Below are 23,749 nucleotides of genomic sequence, written 5' to 3' on the forward strand. Positions count from 1 at the left end.
ATGGGCGTGAGCGCCACCGCTGGTCAGCAGAGCCACAACGTTCAGCGCGGCGCAGGTCCCGTGCTGCCGCGCACGATCAGGCTGTACGGCAACACCAAGTGAGGAATATCGAGCGGTTGTTGCTCGAATTGCGCCACCAGCATCTCGACTGCGTGTCTCCCGAACGCCTCGGCGGGCTGGGCGATGGTCGTCAGCGGTGGATCGCTAAAAGCGGCGAAGGGAATGTCATCGAAACCGGCGATCGACACGTCCTGCGGAACGCGCAGCCCAGATTGGCGGATGCGCTGCATCGCACCGATCGCCATCTCATCGTTTTCGCAGAAGATCGCGGTCGGTTGATTCGGATTATCGAGCAGTTGGCCGGCAGCGTCATATCCGGCCTGCAAGGTGAAATTGCCGCGGCGCAGCAGTTCCGGATCGAGCGCGATGCCTGCGTCATTCAACGCATCCTCGTATCCGGCGATACGCTCTCGGGTCAGCGGGCTGGCTTGCGGGCCCTTGATCAGGCCGATGCGGCGATGGCCCAGCGCGAGCAAGTGTTCGGTCATTGCGCGGGCCGCAGCGCGATTATCCAGGCGCACGGTCGGGCAGGGCGGGACGTCGAGCACTTCGCACGCGTTGACCATCGGTGGTAGCGCATTGCCGTGGAGGCAGGTTTCAGCGAAAGGATTGAATGCGCGCAGTTGGATCACACCGTCTGCCTGATGGGCATGGACCAGCTCGGCGTAGGCGATCTCGACGTCTTCACGGCCCAAGGTATTGCACAGCAGCACGCGGTAATCGAAGGCCTGCGCGGCTTCCTGAATACCGCTGATGACCCGCGCAAAGAACACGTTGGCGATGGCCGGAACCAGCACGACGAGATTGCGCGTTTTGCGCGAGCGGAACTGCACAGCCATCAGGTTTGGGCGATAACCGGCCTGTTCGACCGCTGCGTGCACCCGGTCACGGGTCTGCGGTGAAACCCGTTCCGGCGACTTCAACGTGCGCGAAACGGTGGCGACGGAAACGCCAGCCAACTCAGCCACCTTGCGAATATTCGGCATAACTCCTCGATGATCATCGGCCGTGCTCGATCGGCCAGCGGGCGACTAGCGTAACGCAGCGCTTCCAACTTGACAGCAAGGCTTTCGGTGCTACCTTCTGAGCAAATGTAACCGGTTACATTGGTTGTGATCAAAACTTTAAGTTGGGAGTAAGGGCATGGATTCGACCGGTCGACCAAAGGTTCGGGTGGGCATGGTGGGCGGCGGCGAAGGCGCATTCATCGGCCAGGTGCACCGACAGGCGATGCGCCTCGACGGCCATATCGAACTGGTTTGTGGCGCCTTCAGCCGTGATCCCGAAAACAACAGGCGAAGTGGTGCGGCACTTCATCTCGACCCGCAGCGCTGCTACGAATCCTGGGAGGCGCTGCTGGCGGCCGAGCAGGCGCGACCGGCGGATCAGCGCGTGGAATTGCTGGTCATCGTCACGCCCAATCATTTGCATGCCCCCATCGCTGCGGCCGCCTTGCAAGCCGGCTTCCACGTGTTTTCTGAGAAGCCGGCAGCGCTGTCGTTGTCGGATATGCAGGCGCTTGCTGCAACCCAGGCCGACAGCGGTCGATGGTATGGACTGGCCCACACCTACCAGGGCTATCCCATGGTCTGGCAGGCGCGGCATATGGTGCAGGCCGGCGCGCTCGGTCGATTGCGCAAAATTTTTGTCGAGTATCCGCAGGGTTGGTTGAGCGAGGACCAGGCAGGGCAGGGCAACAAGCAGGCGGCCTGGCGCGGTGAGCCGGCTCAAGCGGGGCCGAGTGGCTGCATGGGTGACATCGGTATTCACGCGTTCAACCTCGCCGAGTTCGTCAGCGGCCAGCGCATCGAGCGGCTATGCGCGGATCTTGGCGTGCATGTCGCGGGACGGCAGCTAGACGATGACGGTGCTGTGCTGTTCCAGACCGACGGTGGCGCAAGCGGCGTGCTAATCGCCAGTCAGATCTGCACGGGAGAAGAGAACGCCCTGACGTTGCGCCTGTATGGCGAGCGCGGCGGTCTCGAATGGCGCCAAGAGGAGCCGAACAGCTTGATTCATCGCCCGCTTGGCGAGGCGTTGCGCGTGCTGCGTGCCGGTACCGATCAGCGTTGGCTGTGCGATGACGCGCTTCGGCGCCTGCGACTGCCCGCCGGGCATCCCGAGGGATACCTCGAGGCGATGGCCAATCTCTATACCGACTTTGCCGCGTCCATCCGCTCGGGGCGTGCGCTCGAGGTTCCGGGTATCGATGCTGGCCTGCGTGGCATGGCCTTCATCGAGACGGTAATCGCCAGCCATCACAGCGATGCCAAGTGGACGCCCTTCGCCGCTACCGAACGATAGGAACTCAAAATGCAGCAACCCAAGACACCCAGCGGCATTCGCGGCCCGGCCATTTTCCTGGCGCAGTTCCTCGGGCCGGAAGCGCCATTCGACAACCTTCAAAACCTTGCGCGTTGGGCGGCTTCGCTCGGCTATTGCGGGGTTCAGCTTCCAACGCTCGGAACGCAATGCCTGGACCTGCAACGAGCCGCCGAGAGCCAGACCTACTGCGATGAGCTCAAGGGAATTTGCGCTGAAGCAGGCGTCGAGGTAAGCGAGCTGTCGACCCATCTGCAGGGCCAACTGGTAGCGGTGCATCCAGCATTTGACGGCCTGTTCGATGACTTCGCCCCGACCGAGCTGCGTGGCAAGCCAAAGGCCCGTACCGAGTGGGCGATCGATCAATTGCACCTCGCAGCCAAGGCCAGTCGGCGTTTGGGGCTCACAGCGCATGCGACGTTTTCCGGTGCGCTGTTATGGCCCTACATGTATCCCTGGCCACAGCGACCGAGCGGTCTGGTCGAGGAGGGCTTCGCCGAACTGGCACGGCGCTGGCGACCGATCCTCGATGCGTTCGAGGAAGCCGGGGTCGACCTGTGCTTTGAGATCCATCCCGGCGAGGACCTTCACGACGGCGCCTCCTTCGAGCGCTTCCTCGATGCGGTCGATCACCATCCCCGCGCGAAGATTCTTTACGACCCGAGCCACATGCTGCTGCAGCAACTGGATTACCTCGGCTTCATCGACCGCTATCACGAGCGCATCGGCATGTTTCACGTCAAGGATGCGGAGTTCCGCCCGGACGCTCGTTCCGGTGTCTATGGCGGTTATCAGAGCTGGACCGATCGCCCTGGGCGCTTCCGTTCGTTGGGTGACGGCCAGATCGATTTCAAACAGATATTCAGCAAGCTGACGCAGTACGGCTACGAGGGCTGGGCAGTACTCGAATGGGAGTGCTGCCTCAAGGATGCCGCGCAGGGGGCCGAGGAGGGCGCCCGTTTCATTCGGCAGCAGCTGATCAACCGCGCCACACGGGCATTTGACGATTTCGCGGGCGTTGCGAGCAGCGCCTCGCGAAACCGACGTCTGCTGGGACTCGATTAAGACGTTCTCCTGATAAACGTGCACAACAATAAGGACAAGACCATGAGCACACTCAATGCGCGGCTGAGCCTGATGATGTTTCTGCAGTTCTTCATCTGGGGCGGCTGGTTCGTCACCCTCGGCACCTTTCTGGCTAACAACCTGAGCGCGACCGGCGGCCAGATCGGTATGGCGTTCTCGACTCAATCCTGGGGCGCAATTTTGGCGCCGTTCGTGATCGGCCTGATCGCCGATCGCTACTTCAACGCCGAACGCTTGCTCGCCATCCTGCATCTGGTCGGCGCCGTGTTGTTGTTCCAGCTTTACCGGGCCAGTGACTTCAGTGCGTTCTATCCCTACGTGCTGGGCTACATGATCGTTTACATGCCCACATTAGCCTTGGTGAATGCCGTGGCCTTCCGGCAGATGCGTGACCCCGCGCAGGAGTTTTCGAAGATTCGTGTCTGGGGCACAGTGGGTTGGATCATCGCCGGCTTGGTGATCAGTTTTCTGTTCGGCTGGGATTCCCAGCAAGCCATCGCGGCCGGTGCGCTACGCAACACCTTCCTGATGTGCGCCATCGCCTCGGCGCTGCTGGGGCTGTACAGCTTCAGCCTGCCAAGCACACCGCCGCTGGCCCGGCGCGAGCAGGGCGGGCTCAAGGAAGCCCTGGGTCTGGATGCACTCAAGCTACTGAAGGATCGCAGCTTCGCGATCTTCTTCCTCGCCTCGGTGCTGATCTGCATTCCACTAGCCTTCTACTACCAGAACGCCAACCCCTTTCTCGCCGAGATCGGCGTGGACAACCCGACCGGCAAAATGACCCTGGGGCAGATTTCCGAGGTGCTGTTCATGTTGCTGCTGCCGCTGTTCATCCAGCGCTTCGGCATCAAGAAGACCCTGCTGCTGGGGATGCTCGCCTGGACGTTGCGCTATGCGCTGTTCGCCTACGGTAACAACGGCGATCTGCTGTTCATGCTGGTGGCCGGTATCGCCTTGCACGGGATCTGCTATGACTTCTTCTTCGTCTCTGGCCAGATATATACCGACGCCAAGGCTGGCGAGACGTACAAGGGTTCAGCACAAGGCTTGATCACGCTGGCGACCTATGGTGTTGGCATGCTCATCGGCTTCTGGGTAGCCGGAAAGGTCACCGATCATTTCGCGACCATGGACGGCCACGATTGGCAAAGCATCTGGCTGTTCCCGGCGGTATTCGCATTGGGTGTCTTCCTGACGTTCCTGTTCGCCTTTCGCGAACAACGGCCGGCAGGGCTCGCGTCCGCTGCCAAGACGGCTTGAGGGAAAACCGCCGGTCGCTTATGGCCGGCGGTTTCCATGCCGGCAAACGCGTAGCGACGTTTAGCCAGCGCTACGAAAGATGAATGGGTCCGATGGCCGTGCCCGCATTTGCACAAATCTTCTATGACTGCCCGCAATCTCCTAACAGAATGCAGGTTCGCAGGCCTTCGGCCTGTAGTCATTCGTCATCGAAGAGCCAACCATGGGTGCCAACAGCTGGGTCGATCTGAAGCTGGATGCCGAAACGGGCATCGAGACCATTCGTGCTCATTTCGAGGGTCATGCCTACGACCCGCATTGGCATGACAGCTATCTCGTCGGCTTTACGGAGCAGGGCGTGCAGCAGTTTCATTGCCGCAAGGTGTTGCATAGCAGCACGGCGGGGCAGGCGTTCTTGCTGGAGCCCGGTGAGATTCATGACGGCCATGCCCCAGCGCCCGACGGCTTCACCTATTCGATGCTCTACCTGCAGCCGCAATGGCTCGAAATGCAGCTGCGGACGCTGTTCGAAGAGGCGCCCGAGCATTGCTTGCCAAGCTTTGTCGAAACCTTGGCGAGCGAGCCGGATTTGGTCAATCACATCGCTCGTGCATTCCAGGCATTGCACGGCGCGGACCTGCGAATCGTCCGGCATGCGGCGCTGGATGCGTTGCTCGAAAAACTGTCTAGCCACGTTCACTGGCGGCAGAAGACGGAGCTGAACCCGCGGTTGCCTGCGGTGGCGATCAGGGCGCGGGAGTTTTTGCATGCTCACTTGGATCAGGATATCGGTCTGGATGACTTGGCGCAGGTCACCGATGTGGATCGCTTCCGGCTGTCCAGAGCGTTCAAGGCGGCATTCGGCCTGGCGCCGCATGCCTATCTGGTGCAGCTGCGCCTCAGTCTGGCGCGCAAGCTGTTGCGTCAGGGACTGGCTCCGGCGAGCGTCGCGGTGCAGCTGGGGTTCGCCGACCAAAGCCATCTCGGTCGCTGGTTCCGTCGTGCCTATGGCCTGAGCCCGGCGGCCTATCGCAAGCGCTGCTCAAACCTTCCAGACCGCTGACGCGCCCCGGCGGAACATGGCAGAAAAGCCCATTCGGAGTTTCTGCCCATGCTTTCGATTCTTTCAAAGCCCCGAATTCATTGGGAGTTGGCGCGATGAGCCAGTTCCTGCCATTCGTTCTGTTTGCTTTCGTGGCGTCGATTACGCCTGGGCCGACCAACATTCTGGTTCTCAGCAACAGCAGCCTGTATGGATTACGCGCCGCATTGTCCATTGTCCTGGGCGCCTGTGCCGGAGCGGCGGCGATCGTGCTGCTGGTTGGATGGGGACTGGGAGGGGTTTTGCTGCGTTATCCCATGGTGCAGCAGGGTATGGCCTGGCTCGGTGTGGCCTGGATCAGCATGTTGGCCTGGCAGCTGTTCCGTAGCCCGGCGACCGGACTCGACACGGATCTAAAAAGCAAGCGCATGGGTGCCTGCGGAGGCGCCGCGTTGCAGCTGATCAACCCCAAGACCTGGATGATGGCGTTCGCGGTTATCAGCGTTTTTACCGGAACGGATGCCGGCTCGTCTCAGTACGCTGTTTACGCCTTGATCTTCTTTCTCGTCGCGGTGCTTTGCCTGGCTGCATGGGCCGTGCTCGGCCGGGGCGCGGCACGGGTTCTGCGTTCGGCGCGTTCGTTACGGCGCTTCAATCAGGGCATGGCGCTGTTGTTGCTCGCTTCGGCCTGGGCAAGCCTGCTGGCATGAAAGGAAGCGGGCTTCGTCGCGGTGATAAACGGCAATATCATGCGCGCCTGAGCTAGCCAAACATTCCGCCTGCTGCATGGGGAACCAAAGCCCCTGAGCGGATGGTCTTAGCGCGTACATAAAACATTGATTGATGCCTTGTTTGCTCCCGTGCGGCCCGCGGTTTGCCTGAGGCCACGTTTTCATTCTTCCAAAGGAACGACAGATGAGTCTCGACCTCAACGCAGGACGCTTGCCTGAAGAACACACCCTGACCAACCTCCCGCGCCTGATTTCGCGCTACTACAGCGAGCGTCCCGATCCCTCGGATCCGGCGCAGCAGGTCTCGTTCGGCACCTCCGGTCATCGCGGCTCGTCGCTGAAGAACAGCTTCAACGAGTGGCACATCCTTGCCGTGACCCAGGCGATCTGCGATTACCGCCGCGAGCAGGGCATCGACGGTCCGATTTTCGTTGGCATGGATACCCATGCGCTGTCTGAACCGGCGTTCGTTTCCGCGCTTGAAGTGCTGGCGGCCAACGGCGTCGAGACGCGCATCGACGCCGGCGGCAGCGAAACCAATGGTGAGCCGGGCTACACGCCGACGCCGGCCATCTCCAACGCCATCCTCGAATACAACGCGGGCCGCAGCGGTGGCTTGGCCGATGGCATCGTCATCACCCCGTCGCATAACCCGCCAGCCGATGGCGGCTTCAAGTACAACCCCACCAACGGCGGCCCGGCGGATACCGGCGTGACCAAGTGGATTCAGGATCGCGCTAACGCGCTGCTGGTCGCTGGGCTCAAAGGTGTGCAGCGAATGGATTATTCGCAAGCGCTTAAGGCTCCGACCACCCAGCGCTTCGATTTCATCGATAGCTACGTGGGGGGCCTGGATCAGGTGATCGACCTCGAAGCGATCCGTAACTCCGGCCTGAAGTTCGGCGTCGACCCGCTCGGCGGTGCCGGCGTGCATTACTGGACGCGCGTCGCCGAACGTTACGGGCTACCGCTCGACGTGCTCTCGACGCGCGTCGATCCGACCTTCCGCTTCATGCGCCTGGATTGGGACGGCAAGATCCGCATGGATTGCAGCTCGCCACACGCCATGGCTGGTTTGATCGAGAACAAGGACCGCTTCGACGTGTCCTTTGCCTGTGACACGGACCATGACCGCCATGGCATCGTTGCGCGCTCGGTTGGGCTGCTGAACCCCAACCATTACCTGGCCGTTGCGATCGAGTATCTGTTTACCCACCGCCCCGAATGGAGCGCGCAGGCCGGGATCGGCAAGACGCTGGTCTCGTCGTCGATGATCGATCGGGTCGCCAAGGGCATCGACCGTCAGGTCGTGGAAGTGCCGGTGGGCTTCAAGTGGTTCGTCGATGGCTTGATGGATGGCAGCTTGGGCTTTGGCGGCGAAGAGTCGGCGGGTGCGTCCTTCCTGCGCAAGAACGGCGGCGCTTGGTCGACCGACAAGGACGGCCTGATTCTCGGCCTGCTGGCGGCGGAGATCACTGCTGTAACCGGCAAGGACCCGGGCGAGCGCTATCAGGCGCTGACCGAGCGTTTCGGTGCGCCGGTGTACCAGCGTATCGACGCTCCGGCCGATCGCGAGCAGAAGGCCAAACTGGGCAAACTCTCGGCCTCGCAGGTGAAAGCGGGCGATCTAGCCGGCCAGCCGATCACGCAGATTCTCACCGAAGCGCCGGGCAACGGCGCCGCTATTGGCGGGCTCAAGGTCGTGACCGATAACGGCTGGTTCGCCGCTCGGCCCTCCGGTACCGAGGACGTCTACAAGATCTATGCTGAAAGCTTCGAAGGCGATGCGCATTTGAGGCGTATCCAGGAAGAAGCCAAGGCACTGGTGGACGGCGTGCTGGCCGGGTGAGGTGAGGAGTGACTGGCTGGTGTTCGGTGAAAGCGATGGATTCGCTGGACGCCGGCGAGTTGCTTGCGCCGAAGTGCGTGGACGGTTGCGATGGCGCCGCGACTACCGGCGCGTATCGAGCCCGATGGGCTGTCCAGCGGCTCGGACATAGGTTCGGGCTGCCATGTGTCGCTTTATGAGCATGTACAGGATGCTGGACATTGAGTTGAGCAACTGACGGGTAAGGACACCCAACTCCTTCATTCGAGCGCGCGCTATGTCGGGCGCCTCGATCTTTTTGCACGACCGCTCGCCGCTCTGGCATGGCTTTCGCTCTGGTTTTCCAGTCTCGCTTGTTTCCGTACCGCACCGTCGATGTAGACCGACGGTGCGGGCGGCGCGATCAGAACAATAAGGAAAACCGTACATGAAAGCCCTACGCGAACTTCTCAGCGGATCAGCCGCCGGCACCCGACCGTCCCGCTTTTCCATTATCCCGCCCAGCATGCTTCGTAACAGCCGCTACTCTGATTGTCATCAGGGTGCCATGCGCACCGCTGTCCTGATCGTTACACGCAGCAATCGGAGACAGCCATGATTCTGAAAGGCAAAGCAGCCCTGGTCACCGGTTCGACCAGCGGGATCGGTCTGGGCATCGCCTGCAAACTGGCGGAGGCGGGCGCCGACGTGATGCTCAACGGCTTCGGCGATGTGGAAGCGGCCATCGCTCGCGTATCCGGCTATGGCACCCGCGTGCTGCATCACTCGGCCGACGTCTCCGACGCCGAACAGATCGCGGCGATGGTTAACCAGACCGAGCGTGATTTCGGTTCCCTCGATGTGCTGGTCAACAACGCCGGCATTCAGCATGTCGCTCCGGTCGAAAGTTTCCCGGTCGAGCGTTGGGACAGCATCATCGCCATCAATCTGTCCTCGGTATTCCACACCATGCGTTTGGCGCTGCCGGGCATGCGCGAGCGCAACTGGGGGCGGATCGTCAACATCTCCTCGGTTCACGGCCTGGTGGCTTCGGCGCAGAAATCGGCCTACGTGGCCGCCAAGCACGGGGTGATCGGCCTGACCAAGACGGTCGCGCTGGAAACCGCATCCACCTCAGTCACCTGCAACGCGCTCTGCCCAGGCTGGGTACTGACGCCGCTGGTACAGCAGCAGATCGACAGCAAGACGCAAACCCATGGCGACCCGGTCCGCGCGACGCGGGAGCTGCTGATGGAGAAGCAACCTTCGCTGGATTTCGTGACGCCCGAGGAGCTGGGTGATCTGACGCTATTTCTCTGTAGCGACGCCGCCAAGCAGGTACGCGGCGCAGCCTGGAACGTCGATGGCGGCTGGCTGGCGCAGTGACGCTGCGGGCCTGATCGACCGTGCTGTGGCAACCCTTCACGTTTAACGCACTTAGGAACGGCGCCTGAGCTCTATGCGCTGGTGAGCAGTTGCGGTTCGCCAATGGTTGGCGCGCTGCCTTCATAAGGATTGACGTCTCGATGAACAGCTTCTTTCGTCAGTTTCGTATCGCTCAGCGGGTCTGGATGCTTACCCTGGGTTTCGGTGTGGTCGTAGTCCTGTTCACCTGGTGGATGGTGGCCAGTCTGCAACGCAGTCTGACCGAAGAAAAAATGGCTGCCGTGGATGCCGCACTGACCACCGCCGTACGGGTGATGGAGCATTACGAGGGCAAAGCGCGCGCTGGTGAAATCACGCTTCCAGAGGCGCAAACCGGCGCAATGGAAGTGATCGGCACCATCCGTTATCTGGGCGACCACTACCTGTGGATCAACAACATGGATTTTGTCTGGCTGATGCACCCGGTCAGCCCGCAACTGGTCGGTCGCGATCTGCGTGATCTGAAGGACAAGGCCGGCAAGCCATTCGTGCAGCAGCTGGTGGACGGTGTGCGCAGCAACGGCTCCATGCGTCTCGAATATCTTTGGCCGCGTCCGGGCGCAACGGAGCCCGAGCTCAAGCTGACCGAGGCACGTGGCTTCAAACCTTGGAGCTGGATGGTATCCAGCGGCATTCACCCCGCCGATATCGATGCCGCGGTGAATCGCGAAGTGACGACCGCCCTGTTCGTCGGCGCGTTAATCCTCGCTGCGTTGGCGGGGTTCAGCATGCTGTTGATCCGCAGCATTACAGGCCCCTTGCGTGCAACGGTCGCCACCCTGGAGAAGGCTGTCGAGGGCCGCACCGACCTTACCGTACGCCTGCCCACACAGGGCCGTGACGAGCTCGTTCAGATGGCCCGCAGCTTCAACACGCTCATGGAGGCCGCCGGCGGCGTGGTCGGACAGGTAGGGCAGGCCAACCTGAAACTGATGACTGCCAGCGAGGACCTGTCGCAAATCACCTCGGGCGCCCAGCGCGATGCCGAGCGCCAGGAAAGCGAAACCATCAGCCTGGCCGCCGCGATGAACGAGATGGTTGCCACCGTGCAGGAAGTTGCGCGTAGCGCCAGTCTCGCGGCTGATTCGACCAAACAGACAGAAGCAGAGGCCGCGCAAGGTCGGCGGATGGTCGAGCAGACCATGCAGGAAATCGCCGACCTGACCGGCGATCTGTCGCAAGCGCGGTCGGTCGTGGAGAAGCTGGCGAAGGACTCGCATGACATCGGCACCGTGCTCGATGTGATCAATGGCGTCGCGGAACAGACCAACCTGCTTGCGCTCAATGCCGCAATCGAGGCAGCCCGCGCCGGCGAGCACGGTCGCGGTTTTGCCGTAGTGGCCGACGAGGTGCGCTCGCTGGCGCAGCGCACCCAGCGCTCGACTCGAGAGATCCACGAGATCATCGAACGGCTCCAGTCAGGTGCAACCACCGCCGTCGAGCGGATGGCTCGCAATGCGGAAAAGGCACAGTCGACGATGGATCAGGCGGCGCGCGGGTGAATCGCTTAGCGCCATTACCGTGGCGGTTTCAACCATCAACGAGATGAACCTGCAGATCGCGACCGCCGCCGAGGAACAGACCGCTACGGCTGAGGAAATCAATCGTAGCGTCAACGGCATCCGCGACACCGCCGGCTCCGCTGGGCAGACGGTCACCCGAACTCGCGCCGCCAGCACCGAACTGCGGCTATTGGCGCAAGAGCTTGGTGGTCAGATCGAACGGCTGAATGCCTGATCGGCTAAAGGCGGTGGCGTCGGCTTGTAGGGCAGAACCTCGTTCGGCAGATTTGCAAAGGCCGAACAAGTTCGGCCCTACGGTATGCCGTTCACTTAGGCGAAACGCCGCATTCCTGTGTAGGTTGCGGCGTTTTTCTGGGCTAAGGGAAACCCGCCGCCTACTAGTAGGAGCGAGGGGGACGCCGAGTCCTTGCTCGCGAAGCTCTTTGCTCGACCCAGGCCGCTCGAGAGCTTCGCGAGCAAGCTCGCTCCTACAGACAGGGCCATCAGCCGTGGTGTTTGCATTAAGTGAACAGCATTACGGCCCTACGAGGCTTCTGACCCGCCATGTGCTGAGCCCGTAGGGCCGAATTTATTCGGCCGCTGATTTGGGAGGCCGAACAGTTCGGCCCTACGGTATGCCGTTCACTTAGGCGAAACGCCGCATTCCTGTGTAGGTTGCGGCATTTTTCTGAGCTAAGGGAAACCCGCCGCCTACCTAGTAGGAGCGAGGGGGACGCCGAGTCCTTGCTCGCGAAGCTCTTTGCTCAACCCAGGCCACTCAAGAGCTTCGCGAGCAAGCTCGCTTCTACAGACAGGGCCATCAGCCGTGGTGTTTGCATTAAGTGAACAGCATTACGGCCCTACGAGACTTAAGGCCCGGCCATGTGCTTGACCTGGTAGGGCCGAATTTATTCGGCCGCTGATTTGGGAGGCCGAACAGTTCGGCCCTGCGAGGAGGCGGTTGTGACGGCAGCGAAACGGGAGCAGGCCCTGGTTAGCGCTCGCTCAACCCATGCAGCTGCAGTTTCGAATACAGGCTCGCGCGCGAAATACCCAGCTCGACGGCGGCGCGGCGACGGTTGCCTTTGCAGGTGCGCAGTGCATGTTGCAGCGCGCGGCGCTCGGCCTGGGCAATGCTCTCGGCCAGCAGCTGCAGCGGCGCTTCTTCCAAGGCGGATGGTTCGGTGGGGAGCGGCATTACTGTCGGCGGCACAGATGTGACGCTGCTGTTCTGCTCGCCAAGCAACGGCAGCAGATGCCGCGCTTCCAGCGGCAGGCCGTCGGCATTCAATTGGGCCCGTTCCAGCAGGTTGCTCAACTCGCGGACATTGCCGCGCCAGGGTTGGCCGCAGAGCAGCGCTACGGCTTCGGGCGTGAGCTCCATCGGCGCATGGCCGGATCGATTGGCGATGTCATCGAGCAGATGTTCGACCAGCGCGGGAATGTCGCTGGCGCGTTCGCGCAACGATGGCACCTTGAGCGCGAGGACATTGAGGCGGTAGTAGAGATCGTCTCGGAATTGCCCGGCGGCAACCTTAGCTTCGAGATCAATGTGGGTCGCGGCAATCACCCGTACGTTCAGCGGTTTGACCTGGTTGGAGCCCAGCGGCTCGATTTCCTGCTCCTGCAGCACTCGCAGCAGTTTCGCCTGTAGTGGCATGGGCAGATCACCGATTTCATCGAGGAACAGCGTGCCGCCGTTAGCCACTTCGAATTTGCCGATACGCGCCTTGCGATCCGCACCGGTGAATGCGCCTGGGGCGGTGCCGAACAGCTCGGCCTCTACCAGGGTCTCCGGGATAGCCGCGACGTTGACCGCAACGAAAGGGCCGTTGGCCCGTGGCGAAAGGTTGTGGATGCCCTGGGCGAGCAACTCCTTGCCGGTGCCGGTCTCGCCGCGGATCAACACCGTGGCGTCAAGCTGTGCCGCGCGGCGGGCCTGACGCTTGACCTCGCTGGCGGCTGGGCTGGTACCGATGAAGCCAGCAATGGTGTAACGCGCGCGGCGGGCCTTGGCCAACTCGTTCTGAGTCGCGACCAGCTGCGTCTGCAGAACGTTGAACTTGGACATCAGCGGTCTGAGGTGCTGCGCCCGGTCGAACAGCACGAAGCCCAGCGCGCCGACCAGGGTGCCATCTTCGTCCCGTAGCGGAATGCGGGTCACCACGAAATGCTCATCGCCGAATGCCATCAGGTCGAGCATGCTGGGCAGCCCGTTTTCCATTACCTCGCGCAGACGGCTGGCTGGCAGCACCTCTTCGATTTCCTTGCCAAGCACGCTGCGCGGATCGCTGATACCGACCTTTGCGGCGTACTTGTCATTGATCCAGACGATGCGCGCCTGGCGGTTGACCGCAATGGTGCCTTCGCACTGGGCGTTGAGGTGATCGAACAGCAGCGGCATCGCCACGGCGCGAAAGCGCTCCGGGGAGACGCCGATTATCAAACCATTGTGATCAAGGTCGTTGCGCGCAATCGCCATGGGCAGAGATGTCCGTTTGGGTTCCGACCGATTATGGAAGGCCCCGGCTGCCTCGGGCAAGGCAGCCGGGGCGAAGGCGCATGCAGGCCGTTGAAAAACGTTGGCGAGGCAGGCAAGACAAGGCGCAACGACCAGCGGGAGTAACAGCCGAAGGCTGGCCCGAAGGGCGAGCGCAGCGAGTCAAACGGCCGAGGAAGCGGATCGGACTCGCGAACGAGTTGACGTGTTGTAAATGAGCTTCTGAGGCCGTTTTAAACGCCGTATTGCCAACGCAGGTAGTTTTTCAACAGCCTGCTAGCGCGCATATACCTCATTGGGCAACCACGTCGCCAGCGGCTCGAAGAAGAACACCAGAGCCAGGCCGAGCAGCTGGATCAGGATGTACGGCAATACACCGAGATAGACGTCGCGGGTGGTCACTTCTGGCGGACAGACACCCTTGATGTAGAACAGGGCGAAGCCTACCGGAGGCGTCAGGAACGAGGTCTGCAGGCACAGCGCGAAAAGAATCGCGAACCACAGCGGATCGACGCCCATCGAGAACAGGACCGGTGCCACCAGCGGCAGAACGATCAAGGTGATCTCCACCCAGTCGAGGAAGAACCCCAGCAGGAAGGTGATGAATAGAACTGTGAGCAATACGCCAGTCTGGCCGAACGGTAGTCCAGTGAGCGCAGCGCGGATCACATCGTCGCCACCCAGGCCGCGCAGCACGGCGGCGAACACCGTGGCGCCGATGAAGATGCCGAAGATGAAGGCCGAGGTACGGCTGGTCTGGTAGAGCGCATCCTTCAATACGGTGAGATTCAGCCTGCGGCTGCAAGCGGCCATCAGCACCGCGCCGAACGCGCCGACCGCGGAGGCTTCGGTGGTGGTGGCGATGCCGAAGAAGATCGAGCCAAGCACGGCCAGGATCAGCACGAAAGGCGGCACCACGGCAAGGAAGACGTCGAGCAGCGCGCGCGCGTCGAGCTTTGGGCGGTTGGCCGGAGCAGGCGCGAAGTCTTTTTTCACCCAAGAAACGATCACGATGTAGAGGATGTACATCGCGGCCAACATCATGCCGGGGATCAGCGCACCCATGAACAGTTTGCCCACCGAAGCCTCGGAGGTGCCGAGACGATCTGCCATCAGCACCAGCATGATGCTTGGCGGAATCAGGATGCCCAGCGTGCCGACCGAGCAGGCAGTACCGACGGCCAGGCTCTTGTTGTATTTGGCCTGCAGCATGGGGCCGATCGAAAGCATGCCGAGCAGCGCCACCGAAGCGCCGACTATGCCGGTGGACGCGGCGAGCAGAATGCCCACTAGCACGACCGTCACGGCGTAGCCGCCGCGCAATGGCCCGAGCACACGGACCAGGCTGTGCATCAAGCGCTCAGCGATGCCGGAACGGTCGAGCATGATGCCCATGAAGATGAACAGCGGCAGCGCGACCATCAGTTCGTTGGCGACGATGCCGTAGATGCGGGCGTCCAGCACGCCGATGGTGCCTTCCCAAGTGAACCAGAGATCGGCATCGAAGTGCTCGACCATGACATAGCCGAGAACGGCAAACAGCAGCCCGATGCCGGCCAGTGACCAGGCGACGGGGAAACCAAGCAGCAGGAGCACCATGAAGCTGGCGAACATGCCGATGACGAGGATTTGTTCCAGACCCATGATTACGGCTACTCCATCAGGGCTGAGAATGGCCGCGGTCGCGGTCATTCGAAGTGGACGTTATGGCCCGTGGGAATTCGAACAGCAGCGTGCTGCAGCGCGTGGCTTTGGAGAACAGCGCCAGCGCCAGGAGCAGCAAGCCCAGCGGCAATGTGCTTTTGAAAATAAAGCGATGCGGCAGGCCGCTTGGCGCTTGCGAACGCTCGCTGTAGATGAACGCCTGGTAGGCGAAGGGAATCAGCGCATCGACCATCAGCACAACGATAGGCAAGGCAAGGAACGCGATGGCCAGCAATTCGATGATGGCCCGGCTGCGCAGGGTGAATTTCTCGCTCAACACATCGACCCGCACGTGGTCGTCGCGTACCACGGCGTACGCAAGCGAAAGCAACACAGCGGCACCAAACAAATGCCAGGACAACTCTTCCAGCGCAATGGAGCCACGCGCCAGGACGAAACGGCTGAACACATTGGTCAGCACCACCAGCAGGCAGAGCACCCAGAGCCAGGCGCTGAGCTCGCCGATGGCGACCAAGGCCCTGTCCAACCAGCAAGACAGTCTGTTATGCGGCAGCTCGGCCTTAGCAGAGGCGGGTGCCGCGTCGTTGGGGGAAACGGGGTGAACGGACATGACGACCTCGGCAAATCCAGCACGGGCACGCGACGCAACTACACAGGTACGGCAACGGCCCGCTTGAAATAAGGGGCACAGCGGCGCTGCGCCCCTCGACTCGTGCGGTTAATCGTACTTGTAGTAATCGCGCGGCAGGTAGCCCTTGCCGTGCCAGATGGAGTGGTGCTCCATGAACTCGCGTTGGCTGGTCAGGACGCGGTTGAACATTTCGTTCTCCGCAGCCATCTCGTCGAGCACTTCGTTGGTCACCCGCTCAAGCTCGCGCAGTACTTCTTCAGGCAGCACCTGAGCCTTCACACCTTGTTTCTCGTAATCACGCAGGGCGGTCGGCTGAGCCCACTCGCTTTCGGCAAAGCCCTTCAGTGTGGCGGATTCGCAGCCCATCTCGATCAGTGCGCGGCTTTGCGGCTCCAGCTTGTCCCAGACATTCTTGTTCACCAGCAGGTGCGAGGTGGTCAGCGTCTGGTGCCAGCCCGGCATGATGTAGTTCTTGATGATCTGGTCCAGGCCCAGCATCTTGTCCACCGCCGGCTGCGAGAACTCGGTGGCGTCGATGGTCTTGCGCTCCAGCGCCTGGTAGATCTCACCGCCCGGCACCATGGTCACCGAGGCGCCGAGTTTTTCGAGCACCTTGCCGCCGATACCGGCGAAGCGGATGCGCAGCCCGTCGATGTCTTCCAGCTTCTCGATGGGCTTGGCGAACCAGCCAGCACCTTCCGGGCCGATGATGCTGCACAGCATCGGGTGGATGTTGCGCTCGGCATAGATCTCCTCGAGCAGTTTCTTACCGTCGCCCTCGTAGTACCAGGCAATGTAGGCCGGCGGCTCCATGTTGAACGGCGCACCGGAATACAGCGGCAGCGCTGGGATGGTGCCCTGGTCGTAACCGATCCAGGTGTAGCCGGCTGGATACTTGCCGTTGCTCACCGCATCCATGATTTCGAATGGCGGCACCAGTTCGCCGGGTTCGTAATAGCGCAGCTGGATGTCACCACCCGAAATCGCCTTGAGCGACTCGGAAAGGTGTTTGACCGGCGTGGTCAGACCGATGAGATGGGACGGGAACGCCAGCGGTACCTGCCAACGGATTTTCTCAGTGGCCATCGCATTGCCGCTGAGCAGGCTGGCGCTGAGAAAAGTGGTTGCACCAATGGCACAGGCGAGACGGGACAATTTTTTCTTGGCTGACATGTACAGTTTCCTTGTTTTTTTTGTTTTGGTAACCAGAAGGTCATGCGCGGCAGCGTGCTGCGTTGCCGGAGGTGAAAGGGCGACTGCAGTCGTCCGTCCCACCAGTGTTTTGGCGTGTTGCCCTAATGACTTAGCAGGTTCTGTGCCTGACTTGCGGGAAACGCTGGAAGCACCGTTATAGAGCGGTTGGGAGTAAAGCGGGGGTAGACCTTTGTCCAATTGGCTGGACATCCGAGGCGGGGGAATTATCGAATGTCCATGATTCTGGACAGGTGTCTGCTTTGCTGGACTGGCGGAGGTGAGGCATGTCTATCAGCCGTCGAAAGAAGCTGCCTGCGTTGGCAACTACTGGGTTGGAAACGCCTCAGCAAGCCGCGCTTGCGGCTATTGCGATTACTGCGGGCCTGAAGCGAGTTAGGTTGATTAGACCTGAGCGCGTACGCGGGCCCGGTCCGCTTTTTTCTGTTGCTTTGGCTCGCTGCTCTCGCCCCCGGGGTTAGTCCTTGCCTGTTGCGCTCGTCGGTCGTTGGGTACTGCCTCGTCTACCGTTTTCAATGGCCAGCCAGAGCCTGTTTCCGTTTTCAGGCTTGATCCGTAAGCAGAATTATTTGGATCGCTTAAGTCCGTAGGGCCGAATTCATTCGGCCCTACGATATTGCCGTTTACTTAACAGTGAACACCGCACACCCGTGTAAGGCTGCGGTGTTTTTCTAGCCTAAGTGAACCCAGCTGCCCCCTCGCTCCTACGGGCAGGGTCGTTGGTGTTTTGTCTAAACGCCTTAAGGAAAAAGCCGGGTTCCGTCGAAAGCGCAGCGAAACGGGGAGAACACCTGATTCTGGTCGCAGGTCAACGCTACCGAGTTAATGAAAAATCGTTTCAGCCTGCCCGATCCCGAGTGCAAGCGCATTTCCTGACCCATTCGCGGCGGCCTGATATATGTCCGATCGAAAGCTATTGATGATTCGCAATACCGTCTCTGCCTCGGCAGTCGCGACACGCGCTGGATCGTTGAACGCGTCTTCACGCCAGAAGTGAAACTCGAGCAGCAGAGGTTCAGATCGCCTCTTTACCGACGGTCGCTTTCAGAGCACTTAGGCAGCGTTCTTCGGCTGTATCGAGTTCCAGCTGCATCTGCTGAATGTCGAGCTGCTGTTGTTCGAGTTGCTGACGGCGTTCAGCGATCATGCCGAGCATGATGTTCAGCTGTTTCTGGTTACCGGCTTTGGGATCGTAGAGTTCGATCAGCGTCTTGCATTCGGCCAACGAAAAGCCGATGCGCTTGCCACGCAGGATCAGCTTCAGGGCAACGCGATCCTTGGGGCTGTAGATACGCTCCTGGCCACGGCGAGTGGGCGAGAGCATGCCCTGTTCTTCGTAGAAGCGAATGGCGCGGGTGGTGATATCCAGCTCATTGGCCAGATCGGAAATGCTGTAGGTCTGCTTTGCCATTAAGGTGTCCAATCTTGCGTCATCGGCTCAAGGTGAGCCGGCGTATCGTTCTTCAGGTGCCGGCAAGGCTACACTCGGGCGCCAGCGATGCACAGTGGCGCTTGGCTATTGCGCGTTCAGCTCAGCGATGGATCGTGCAGCCGGTCGCGTCCTGCATCTGCTCGAAGCTCATCCCATCGGCCAACTCCACCAACTTCAGGCCCTGCTCGGTAACGTCTAGCACGCCCAGGTCGGTGATGATGCGATCGACCACGCCGACTCCGGTCAGCGGCAAGTCGCATTGCTCGATGATTTTGTGCGCGCCCTTGGCGGTGTGCTCCATCAACACGACGACCCGCTTGACGCCGGCAACCAAGTCCATGGCACCGCCCATGCCCTTGACCATCTTGCCGGGGATCATCCAGTTGGCCAGATCGCCTTTCTCCGAGACCTGCATGGCGCCGAGAATCGCGAGATTGATGTGACCGCCGCGGATCATGCCGAAGCTCATCGCGTTATCGAAGAAGGCGCTGCCGGGCAGGGCGGTGACGGTCTGCTTGCCGGCGTTGATCAGATCGGGATCGATTTCTTCCTCGGTTGGGAAGGGGCCGATGCCGAGCAGACCGTTTTCGCTCTGCAGCCAGACGTCCATGCCGTCCGGAATGTAGTTGGCGACGAGGGTCGGCAGGCCGATGCCGAGATTGACGTAGAAGCCATCCTGCAATTCCTGCGCGGCGCGCTGCGCCATCTGTTCGCGTGTCCAGGCCATGATCAGCTCCTCACCGTACGTTTTTCGATGCGCTTTTCGGCGTTCGGGTTGTGGATGATGCGCTGCACGTAGATGCCCGGCAGGTGGATCTGGTCGGGGTCCAGTTCGCCGGTTTCGACCAGCTCATCGACTTCCACCACGCAAACCTTGCCGGCCATGGCCGCGAGCGGGTTGAAATTACGCGCGGTTTTGTTGAAGACCAGGTTGCCCGCCTTGTCGGCTTTGAAAGCCTTAACCAGCGCGATGTCGGCAACCAGCGATTCTTCCATCACGTACCACTCGCCGTTGAATTGGCGGGTTTCCTTACCTTCGGCAATCAGCGTGCCGTAGCCGGTCCGGGTATAGAACGCGGGAATGCCGGAGCCGCCAGCGCGCAACTTCTCGGCCAGCGTGCCCTGCGGGGTGAACTCGAGCTCCAATTCGCCCGCCAGGTATTGCCGCTCGAACTCTTTGTTCTCGCCCACATAGGAGGAAATCATCTTGCGCACCTGGCGCGTTTCCAGCAGCACGCCGAGGCCGAAACCGTCCACGCCGGCGTTATTGCTGATCACCGTGAGGTCTTTCTTGCCCGTGTCACGCAGCGCTTCGATCAAGGCCTCAGGAATGCCGCAAAGGCCGAAGCCGCCCACGGCAAGGGTCATGCCGTCCTCGACCAGGCCGTCGAGGGCCTGCTGGGCGTTGGGATAGATCTTGTTCATGTGAGCCCCTTTTTTCCATTAACAGGCTGTTCTGCGTAGCCTGGCCGGTCGCACGACTCAGTGGTCAGAAATCGCTTGGAATCGCCAGCCCCGGTCAAATGCTCATTTACAACTCGTAAAACTCAATCGCAACCCCGGTCCGCTCAGCAATTTCTGTCTTTTCTTGGCTACTTCGCCAACGTTTTATGACCTGCTAGCCAGCACTCGCAGACGCCGCCGTTACTGCGCGCTAAGCCTCGCCCGTGCGACCCGCGAACCGTTGGGTCGCCCCAGTACGTCGCTGATGCGTTGCCCTGCGACAACCAGCGCATCCAGATCGATCCCCGTCTCGATGCCCAGGCCGTTAAGCATGTAGAGCACATCCTCGCTGGCAACGTTGCCACTGGCGCCCTTCGCATAAGGACAGCCGCCGAGCCCGGCGACCGAGCTGTCGAATACGCAGACGCCTTCCAGCAGACTGGCATAGATATTAGCCAGCGCCTGGCCGTAGGTATCGTGAAAATGCCCGGCGAGCTTGTCATGCGGCACTTCGCGGCTGACGGCCTCGATCAGCTGACGGGTTTTGCCCGGCGTGCCGGTGCCGATGGTGTCGCCCAGCGAGACCTCGTAGCAGCCCATGGCGAACAGTTCGCGTGCCACGTGGGCGACGCGCTTCGGGTCGATTTCACCTTCATAAGGACAGCCCAGCACGCAGGACACATAGCCACGCACCTGAATGCCGTTCTCGCGCGCCGCCTCCATCAGCGGGGCGAAGCGCGCCAGACTCTCGTCGATGGAGCAATTGATGTTCTTCTGTGAGAACGCCTCGGACGCGGCGCCGAACACTGCGACTTCATTTACACCGGCTTCGATGGCGGCTTCGAGGCCTTTCAGGTTCGGCGTCAGGGCGGCGTAGGTCACGCCCGGTTTTTGCCGGATCTGCGCGAAGACATCGGCCGAGCCGGCCATCTGCGGCACCCATTTGGGCGACACGAAGCTGCCGATCTCGATGTACTGCAGGCCGGCGGCGCTGAGGTCGTCCACCAACCGCACCTTGTCGGCGATGCTGATCGGCTGCTTCTCATTCTGCAGGCCGTCACGCGGGCCGACTTCGACTAGACGGACGTGTTTGGGCAGGCTCATTTGTTCTCCATGGGTGTCGCGATGTTTGCAGCGTCACCTGGGTTAGTGGTTAGTTCTGAAAACATTTTCTATCGTGCCTGGTGGGCTGAAGCCCACCCTACAAGGACCGTCACGCCGTTTACCAACCGGCGTCAGGCGTCTTCCATCTCCAGCAATACCGCGCCTTCGTTGACCATGTCACCTTCCGCGCAGAACAGGCTTTTGACCACACCGGCCTGTTGCGCACGGATGCTGTGTTCCATCTTCATCGCCTCCAGCACGACCAGTGTGGTACCGGCTTCGACATGCTGCCCGGCCTCGACCAGCACCCGCACGATGCTGCCATTCATAGGCGCGGTCATGCCGCCGTGATGTTGATGGCTGGCTTCGACTTCCGCGATGGGATCGAAGGCGGTGACGGCTTGCAGCTCGCCGTTCCATTCGAGGTACAGCGTGCGACCCTTCCGGATAGCTTTCGGCTGGCGTGAGGCTTCTGCTTTTGTAGGAGCGAGCTTGCTCGCGAAGGCGGTTTCCGAGGAGGTTGATTCGCGAGCAAGCTCGCTCCTACGGGCATTAGCATCAATGTGTACCAAGCGGCTTTCGCCATTGCATTGCAGATGCACGCCAATCCGTGCCGGCATGCCGAAACGCAGTCCATCACGCTTTGCCCAAGGCGAGTGCAGGTCGTCTTCACGGACCTTGGCCGGTTCGCTCTGCACGAACAGCTCGCCCGCCAGCTGCCAGAACGCGTCACTCAGCTCGCCGGGCGTGCGCATCAGCTCGGCTTCATGGCGCGGAATGAAACCGGTGTCCAGCTCTGCCGCTGCGAATGCGGGATGACCAATGACGCGACGCAGGAAGGCGAGGTTGGTACGCACGCCGCCCACGCTGGTCTCATCCAGCATGGCCAGCAAACGCAGGCGCGCTTCCTCGCGGTTCTCACCCCAGGCGATCAGCTTGCCAAGCATCGGGTCGTAGAAAGGCGAGACCGTATCGCCCTCGGCTACACCGCTGTCCACACGGCGGCCCGGACCTGAGGCGGACTCACGATACAAATCGAGGATGCCAGTGGCGGGCAGGAAGTCGTTATCCGGATCTTCGGCATACAGCCGCACCTCGATGGCGTGGCCATTGAGCGGCACCTGATCCTGGGTGATCGGCAGCGGTTCGCCGCGCGCAACGCGGATTTGCCAGGCCACCAGATCGAGGCCGGTGATGGCTTCGGTGACAGGATGCTCGACCTGCAGGCGTGTGTTCATTTCCATGAAGAAGAACTCGCCACGGGCATCGAGCAAAAACTCCACCGTGCCGGCGCCGACATAACCAATAGCCTGTGCGGCCTTTACCGCCGCTTCGCCCATCGCTCGGCGCAGTTCGGGTGAGAGCCCCGGTGCGGGCGCTTCCTCGACCACCTTCTGATGGCGGCGCTGGATCGAACAGTCGCGCTCGTTGAGGTACAGGCAGTTGCCGTGCTGGTCGGCGAATACCTGGATTTCCACGTGGCGCGGCTTGAGCACGTACTTCTCGACCAGCATGCGCGAGTCGCCGAACGAGGACTGCGCCTCGCGCTGGGCCGATTGCAGCGCTTCGGCGAGATCCGCTTCACGCTCGACGACCTTCATGCCCTTGCCGCCGCCGCCCGCAGTGGCCTTGAGCAGGACCGGATAGCCGATCTGGTCTGCCGCCGTGCGAAAGGTTTCCACGTCCTGCGCTTCGCCGTGATAGCCGGGCACCAGCGGCACGCCAGCTTTTTCCATCAATGCCTTGGCGGCCGACTTGCTGCCCATGGCGTCGATGGCCGAGGCGGGCGGGCCGAGGAAGATCAGCCCGGCGTCTTCGATAGCACGGGCGAAATCGGCGTTTTCGGAGAGGAAGCCGTAGCCAGGATGAATCGCCTGGGCGCCGCTGGCTTTTGCCGCGGCGATCAGTTTGTCGATCTGAAGGTAGCTTTCCGCTGGCTTGGCGCCGCCGAGGTCAACGCGGATGTCCGCTTCACGGGCATGGCGTGCGTCACGGTCGATGGCGCTGTGCACGGCGACGGTGGTCAGGCCCATGGCTTTGGCGGTGCGCATCACGCGGCAGGCTATCTCGCCGCGGTTGGCGACCAGGAGGGTGGTTATCATTTTTGTGGCTCCTGCGTGGCCTTGAGTATGTTTCCCCTCACCCTAGCCCTCTCCCCAGAGGGGCGAGGGGATGACGGGGTGAGGCGAGGGAATGGTGTGGTTTGGCAGACGGTGGGTCGCCTGATTGACGTGGTAAGGCGAGCATGGTTGCCGTAGCTGCGAGCTAGCACCGTGGTGCAAACGCTGCATGAAACAACCCCCTCGCCCCTTTGGGGAGAGGGGGCAGACTTCCAGACGAACCCGGACAACAAGCGTCCCCCAACCAGGCCGGTCTGCGCTTTTCGAGAAAGGCATTCAACCCCTCCTGGCCTTCGAGACTGACGCGGATACGCGCGATAGCGTTTTCGGTGTAACGGCGCAGCGCTGCCATCGTTGCCGTCGCTGCGAGCTGACGTCACGGCCCAATCGCTGCACGAAACAACCCCCTCGCCCCCTTGGGGAGAGGG

Annotated in this window: 19 protein-coding genes and 1 pseudogene; 9 read left to right on the forward strand and 11 right to left on the reverse strand. The window is 61.4% G+C overall.

The features are described from left to right. Nucleotides 1–41 precede the first annotated feature (41 nt). Nucleotides 42–1,046 carry a LacI family DNA-binding transcriptional regulator gene (locus NA645_RS07815; protein ID WP_256048298.1) on the reverse strand — a complete coding sequence of 335 codons (1,005 nt, stop codon included), beginning with the start codon at nt 1,044–1,046 and terminating at the stop codon, nt 42–44. A 157-nt stretch (nt 1,047–1,203) separates the two neighbouring features. Here NA645_RS07815 and NA645_RS07820 point away from each other — a divergent pair, with 157 nt between their 5' ends. The 9 genes from NA645_RS07820 (at nt 1,204) to NA645_RS07860 (ending at nt 11,449) form a co-directional block, all read left to right on the forward strand. Next, on the forward strand, nt 1,204–2,364 hold the full coding sequence (locus NA645_RS07820; protein WP_256048300.1) for a Gfo/Idh/MocA family protein: 1,161 nt from the start codon (nt 1,204–1,206) through the stop codon (nt 2,362–2,364). 9 nt (nt 2,365–2,373) lie between these two features. Next, complete coding sequence (locus NA645_RS07825; protein ID WP_256048301.1) at nt 2,374–3,447, forward strand: sugar phosphate isomerase/epimerase family protein; 1,074 nt, start codon at nt 2,374–2,376, stop codon at nt 3,445–3,447. 42 nt (nt 3,448–3,489) lie between these two features. After that, nucleotides 3,490–4,728 carry a nucleoside permease gene (locus NA645_RS07830; protein WP_256048302.1) on the forward strand — a complete coding sequence of 413 codons (1,239 nt, stop codon included), beginning with the start codon at nt 3,490–3,492 and terminating at the stop codon, nt 4,726–4,728. A gap of 202 nt (nt 4,729–4,930) precedes the next feature. Further along, the gene (locus tag NA645_RS07835; RefSeq protein ID WP_256048303.1) at nt 4,931–5,770 is read left to right on the forward strand and encodes an AraC family transcriptional regulator; all 840 of its coding nucleotides are present in this window, start codon (nt 4,931–4,933) and stop codon (nt 5,768–5,770) included. 95 nt (nt 5,771–5,865) lie between these two features. After that, a complete protein-coding gene (locus tag NA645_RS07840; RefSeq protein WP_256048304.1) occupies nt 5,866–6,459 on the forward strand; it encodes a LysE family translocator in 594 nt (197 codons plus the stop codon). 205 nt (nt 6,460–6,664) lie between these two features. Then, nucleotides 6,665–8,329, forward strand: coding sequence for a phosphoglucomutase (alpha-D-glucose-1,6-bisphosphate-dependent) (gene pgm, locus NA645_RS07845; RefSeq protein ID WP_256048305.1), 1,665 nt, complete (start codon nt 6,665–6,667; stop codon nt 8,327–8,329). A gap of 573 nt (nt 8,330–8,902) precedes the next feature. Beyond that, entirely contained in the window at nt 8,903–9,673 is a 771-nt protein-coding gene (locus tag NA645_RS07850) for a 3-hydroxybutyrate dehydrogenase (protein ID WP_256048306.1), read from the forward strand. A 140-nt stretch (nt 9,674–9,813) separates the two neighbouring features. Further along, nucleotides 9,814–11,214, forward strand: coding sequence for a methyl-accepting chemotaxis protein (locus NA645_RS07855; protein WP_256048307.1), 1,401 nt, complete (start codon nt 9,814–9,816; stop codon nt 11,212–11,214). A 19-nt stretch (nt 11,215–11,233) separates the two neighbouring features. After that, on the forward strand, nt 11,234–11,449 hold the full coding sequence (locus tag NA645_RS07860; protein WP_256048308.1) for a hypothetical protein: 216 nt from the start codon (nt 11,234–11,236) through the stop codon (nt 11,447–11,449). A 759-nt stretch (nt 11,450–12,208) separates the two neighbouring features. Here the strand turns inward: NA645_RS07860 and NA645_RS07865 are convergent. The 10 genes and pseudogenes from NA645_RS07865 to NA645_RS07910 all read right to left on the reverse strand — a co-directional run. Next, nucleotides 12,209–13,696: a sigma-54 interaction domain-containing protein gene (locus NA645_RS07865; RefSeq protein WP_256048309.1), complete on the reverse strand. Its 1,488-nt coding sequence runs from the start codon at nt 13,694–13,696 to the stop codon at nt 12,209–12,211. A gap of 294 nt (nt 13,697–13,990) precedes the next feature. Beyond that, nucleotides 13,991–15,358, reverse strand: a complete 1,368-nt coding sequence (locus NA645_RS07870; protein ID WP_256048310.1) for a TRAP transporter large permease — start codon at nt 15,356–15,358, stop codon at nt 13,991–13,993. Between the two features lie 16 nt (nt 15,359–15,374). Further along, nucleotides 15,375–15,989 (reverse strand): TRAP transporter small permease subunit, encoded by a 615-nt coding sequence (locus tag NA645_RS07875; protein ID WP_256048311.1) that lies wholly within the window; start codon nt 15,987–15,989, stop codon nt 15,375–15,377. Between the two features lie 108 nt (nt 15,990–16,097). Next, nucleotides 16,098–17,183 (reverse strand): TRAP transporter substrate-binding protein, encoded by a 1,086-nt coding sequence (locus NA645_RS07880; protein ID WP_256048312.1) that lies wholly within the window; start codon nt 17,181–17,183, stop codon nt 16,098–16,100. A gap of 1,054 nt (nt 17,184–18,237) precedes the next feature. Next, on the reverse strand, nt 18,238–18,633 hold the full coding sequence (locus tag NA645_RS07885) for a MerR family transcriptional regulator (RefSeq protein ID WP_256048313.1): 396 nt from the start codon (nt 18,631–18,633) through the stop codon (nt 18,238–18,240). Nucleotides 18,634–18,754: 121 nt separating this feature from the next. Then, nucleotides 18,755–19,381, reverse strand: coding sequence for a CoA transferase subunit B (locus NA645_RS07890; protein WP_256048314.1), 627 nt, complete (start codon nt 19,379–19,381; stop codon nt 18,755–18,757). Nucleotides 19,382–19,383: 2 nt separating this feature from the next. Continuing rightward, nucleotides 19,384–20,079 carry a CoA transferase subunit A gene (locus NA645_RS07895; protein WP_256048315.1) on the reverse strand — a complete coding sequence of 232 codons (696 nt, stop codon included), beginning with the start codon at nt 20,077–20,079 and terminating at the stop codon, nt 19,384–19,386. 219 nt (nt 20,080–20,298) lie between these two features. Beyond that, on the reverse strand, nt 20,299–21,201 hold the full coding sequence (locus NA645_RS07900; RefSeq protein ID WP_256048316.1) for a hydroxymethylglutaryl-CoA lyase: 903 nt from the start codon (nt 21,199–21,201) through the stop codon (nt 20,299–20,301). A 131-nt stretch (nt 21,202–21,332) separates the two neighbouring features. Next, complete coding sequence (locus NA645_RS07905) at nt 21,333–23,303, reverse strand: acetyl/propionyl/methylcrotonyl-CoA carboxylase subunit alpha (RefSeq protein ID WP_256048317.1); 1,971 nt, start codon at nt 23,301–23,303, stop codon at nt 21,333–21,335. A 163-nt stretch (nt 23,304–23,466) separates the two neighbouring features. After that, nucleotides 23,467–23,667: pseudogene (locus tag NA645_RS07910) on the reverse strand (hypothetical protein); the annotation flags it as partial. Nucleotides 23,668–23,749: the final 82 nt, after the last annotated feature.

Origin of the sequence: Stutzerimonas stutzeri (genome assembly GCF_024448955.1) — a bacterium.
GTDB lineage: Bacteria > Pseudomonadota > Gammaproteobacteria > Pseudomonadales > Pseudomonadaceae > Stutzerimonas > Stutzerimonas stutzeri_AQ.